We start from the raw sequence: 4,380 nt of genomic DNA, 5'->3' as shown, positions 1-4,380 counted from the left end.
CGCGCCGACGGCGCCCCCCAGAGCCTGGCGGCGGTTGAGCATGGCGTCCTCCCCGGGATCTTGTCGATCGACAGTTCTAGGGAACCTGACACCGGTGTCCAGGCGCCAGGGGAAGATCTGCGACGCCTAATCGCTCAGCCCAATAAAAACTTCACAGTGTGTTATTAAATAGCTCGACCGTGGCCGGCTGGGCTACGGGGTGAGGATCACGAGGATGAAGAGCACGGGGCTAGGGGTTTCAATGGTGTCGGCGGTCGCCCTTCTCGCCGGCTCCGCGACGATGGCGCGCGCCCAAGAAAGCACGGTCGACCAGATCGTCGTCACGGGCCAGCGGGCGGCCGACAGGAACGCGATCCAAACCAAGCGAGACGCCGTGCAGGTCGTCGACGCTGTCTCCGCCGACGATATCGGCCAGATCGCGGACTTCAGCGTGGGCGACGCGCTCAAGCGCATCGCCGGGGTCAGCGTGTACACCTATCAGGGCGAGCCGCGCTTCGCGAGCATTCGCGGGTTCAACGCCCACTACATCACCACCACGCTTGACGGCTTCCAGATCGCCTCGCCGGACAACCAGAACCAGACCAATGGCGGCGGACGGCAATTCTATCTCGAATCCCTGCCCTCCAACATCGCGTCACGCATCGAGGTCTATAAGACCAGCACGCCCGACATGGACGGACACTCCATCGGCGGCGCGATCAACTTCGCCATCCCCAGCGCCTTCGACTTCGCCAAGGACCAGTTGAACATCTCCGGCCGGGCTGGGGTGTTGCTGCAAGACAGCAAGTACGGAGGCAATCGCCCGACCGGCGAGGCCGAGGGCCTGTTCACTCGCCGCTTCGGCGCCGACAAGCAATTTGGGATCACCTTGAGCGGCTCGATCTGGCGCCGCGCCATGTGGATCCCCCAGGCCGAACAGGGCGGCTCTGCGTTCTGGTATCAGCCGTCCGGGGTGAACAGCGGCCAGCCCTATGTCGGCATGGGTCCGCTCGGCAACGAACGCCGCTGGATGGACTACGACGACACCCGCCAGCGCAAGTCGCTGCTGGGCAAGCTGGACTGGCGGCCCAACGACAGGCTCACCGCCACGCTGACCAGCTTCTGGTTCGGCCAGCACGAGACGGCGCTACGGAACGACACCATCGCCAGCATCGGCGCGAATGCGATCGTCAGCAATCAAACTGCCAATTCGGGCACGATCTCGCCCCGCCCGGGCGCGGCGAACGCCGGCGACATTTCGCAGAACGTCCGACTCTACAAGCTCTACTTCGACCGCACCATTTACGGGATCCAGAGCGCGTTCACCTACAAGGCCTCCGAGAGTCTGAAGTTCAGCGGCGGCGGCGCCTATTCGCACTCGAACTTCAACAACCCGCAGATCAGCGACTACTTTGTTCAGAACGGGCTGTCGTTCAACTATGCCCAGGATGGCAATGGCGTGTTCCTCACGCCGACCAATCCGACAAACTACAACAACGCCGCGCTCTACCTGGGCGGCTCGACCGCCAGCAATCCGCAGCACTTCCTGGAACGCTACAAGACCGAGGGCAATCACTTCGAAGGCAAGCTGCGCGCGGCCTACAACATGGATGCGCGCGACCTAGGCCTGGGCGTCGCCGCCGGCGTCAATTTCATCCGCACCGACCACAACGAAAGCTATACCCAGGTCTATCAGCTCGGGATGCCCTACACGCTGGCCGACGTTCTGTCGTCGGACAGCCTCTGCGCCCTGCGCTGCACCGATCGAGGCATCTTCGTCATCGATGACGGCAAGCTCCAGGCGCAGTTGGATCGATATCTCCCGACCGCGCCGGCAGTGTTCAACACCGCCTCGTTCTATGGGCGGAAGTTCGCCATCCGCGAGGACATCGCCGCCGCCTACACCACCCTGGCCTGGCGGGCGGACCGTTGGAACGTCGTGGGCGGCCTCCGCTACGAGCACACAGACTTCGAGACCGACGGCTATCGATCGGAAACAACCCGGGTGGGGACGGCGAACGTCACCAACTACGTTCCGGCCTCGGCCAGCTCGACCTATGGTCACTGGCTACCGTCGGTGATGGCGAATTACAGCCTGACCGACACCATCCGCCTTCGCGCCGCCTATAGCCGCACGATCGGCCGCCCCAAATATACCGACATGGCCATGCTGGGCGGCGCCTTAAACACCACCAACACCGCCAACCCGACGCTCACAACCGGCAATCCGCAACTCAAGCCGCGTGAGTCCGACAATTTTGACCTCGTCTACGAGTGGTACTTCGACAGGAACCAAGGGGTCTTCACGGTCGGCGCCTTCTATAAGACGATCAAGAACGAGATCTATTTGCTGGGGCAGAGCGCCAGCGTGGACATCGGCGGCGGCGTGATGGCGCCGGGCACCGTGACGTCGCCGGTCAATTCGCCGGACAACACCACCGTGAAGGGCGTGGAATTCAACTTCATCAAGTACTTCACCTTCCTGCCGGGTCCGCTCGCCAACCTGGGCGTCAACGCCAACGGCATTCTCGACAGGGCGGACTTCCCGCTCCGGCTGACCGACGGGACGCGCCGCACGCTCGACTCCCTGCCCAATCAGGCGAAGGTCACGACCAACCTGGCGCTGTTCTACGAGGCCAAGCGTCTGCACGCGCGCGTGGCGTGGAACCACACCGGATCCTTCATTGAGGAGCGGCAGGTCGGCAGCGGCACGTCCAGCGCCGCCAACTTCTACCGCATCCGGTGGACCCGGCCCGCGGACATCATCGACGCCTCGGCGTCCTACAATCTGAACTCGACCTGGACCGTGCGCCTCGACGCCACGAACCTGACCGGCAAGGGGACAGATACGAATATCGGTCTTGATCGAGAAATTCCGGTGGCCCGGATGAAAATCCCGACCGCCATCATGGTGGGCGTCGCGGCCCGCTTTTAGGCGCGCCGCGGCCATTGGCGCGGGTATCGATCCTTTCGACACCCACGCCAATGACGTTGGTCCGACGCGGCTTGTCGAGCTAGAGAGCATCTTCCATTCCTGGATCGGAAGCCGCTCCCGCCCCTCGCGAGCGCGTCTTTCCGACGACGCACCGGCCTCCGCTTTTTCGGAAACGCCCTGGTCCTAATGAGTTCCGCCGATGTCCGACGCCGCCATGGATGAGCGTATCAGCAGCGCCTTCCTCCCGAGCCGCAAGCCGCAACCGTTCAACCAGAATGAGCGCAGACTGCTCAATCTCGTGCGCCATGAGGGCCCGATCTCGCGCGCCGAGCTCGCCCGGCGAACGGGCCTGGCGATGCAGTCGGTCGTGCGCCTGGTCGAAGGCCTGATGGAGCGCGGCTTCCTACGCGGCGATGGCAAGGTCATCAGCGGGCGCGGCCAGCCCAGCCTGTCGATCGTGCTGGTCAAGGACGCCGCCTTCACGGTCGGGGTGTCGATCATGACGGACGCGATGAGCGTGGTGCTGATGGACCTTTCCGGCGCGTCGGTCGCGTCGGCGAACGAGATCCTGGACATCTCCGATCGCGGCGCCGCCGTCGCGCACCTCAGCAAGACGATCCGTAGACTGACTTCAGAAGCCGATATCGATCCTCGACGCATCTTTGGCGTGGGGGTTGCGACCACGGGCTATTTTATCGACGCCAAGCGCATCAACACGCCGGCCACCATGGACGATTGGGCGCTTCGCGACCTCGAGGTCGATCTGGCGAACGCCCTGAACCTGCCCGTGTGGCTAGAGAACGACGGCAACGCCGCCGCCGTGGGCGAAAGCCTGTTCGGCGTCGGCCGCGATCACCGCAGCTTCGCCTATGTCTACATCGCCGGCGGACTGGGCGGCGGCCTGATCGTCGATGGCGCGCCGCTGCGCGGGTTTCTGGGCAACGCCGGCGAGTTTACGGGCCTGCTGCCCATCGACGTGCGCCCGACCCGCCCGACCCTGACCCTTCTGCTCGACCTGCTGCGCCTGGACGGTATGGAGTTTGCGGGCATCAGCGAGATGGTCGCCCAGTTCGACCCGAATTGGCCCGCCGTGGAGACCTGGCTGGAAAGGAGCGTCCCGGCGATGAACGCCATCGTTTCGGCGATTGGCGCGGTCGTCGATCCCGAGGCGATCGTCATCGGCGGCCGGATCCCCAGCGCCCTGGCCGCGCGTCTCGTCGAGAACACCGCATACTACGCCGCGACTCTTCGCGATTTCGAACGCCCCTTCCCGCGCCTGCTATGCGCGCGGGCCAAGGGCGACGCCGCCGCCCTCGGCGCGGCCTCCATTCCTCTCAAGGAACATGTCTTCGGATGAGCCCCACGCGGTCTCGGAAACGGAGTGAACCCATGCAAACGCGGCGAAATCTCCTGGCGGCCGCCACCGGCGCCCTCCTTGGCGAAGTCGAAGGCGCTGGGGATGGCGA

Annotated in this window: 2 protein-coding genes; both read left to right on the top strand. The window is 64.6% G+C overall.

The annotated features are described in order from the left end of the window. The first annotated feature begins 280 nt into the window (after positions 1-280). The gene (locus FCU40_RS22610) at positions 281-2,914 is read left to right on the top strand and encodes a TonB-dependent receptor (protein ID WP_241693692.1); all 2,634 of its coding nucleotides are present in this window, start codon (positions 281-283) and stop codon (positions 2,912-2,914) included. 199 nt (positions 2,915-3,113) lie between these two features. Then, a complete protein-coding gene (locus tag FCU40_RS22605; RefSeq protein WP_168078044.1) occupies positions 3,114-4,271 on the top strand; it encodes an ROK family transcriptional regulator in 1,158 nt (385 codons plus the stop codon). The last annotated feature ends 109 nt before the right edge of the window (positions 4,272-4,380 follow it).

This window comes from Caulobacter sp. SSI4214 (assembly GCF_012184455.1).
GTDB classification, from domain to species: Bacteria; Pseudomonadota; Alphaproteobacteria; order Caulobacterales; family Caulobacteraceae; genus Caulobacter; species Caulobacter vibrioides_E.
The sequence above is the reverse complement of the archived record's forward strand: the minus strand, read 5'-3'. Positions and strand labels throughout refer to the sequence as shown.

Bases quoted from the DNA above. Each gene is read 5' to 3' on its own strand.
- FCU40_RS22610 (WP_241693692.1), top strand. From the start codon at position 281: ATGGCGCGCGCCCAAGAAAGCACGGTCGACCAGATCGTCGTCACGGGC.
- FCU40_RS22605 (WP_168078044.1), top strand. From the start codon at position 3,114: ATGTCCGACGCCGCCATGGATGAGCGTATCAGCAGCGCCTTCCTCCCG.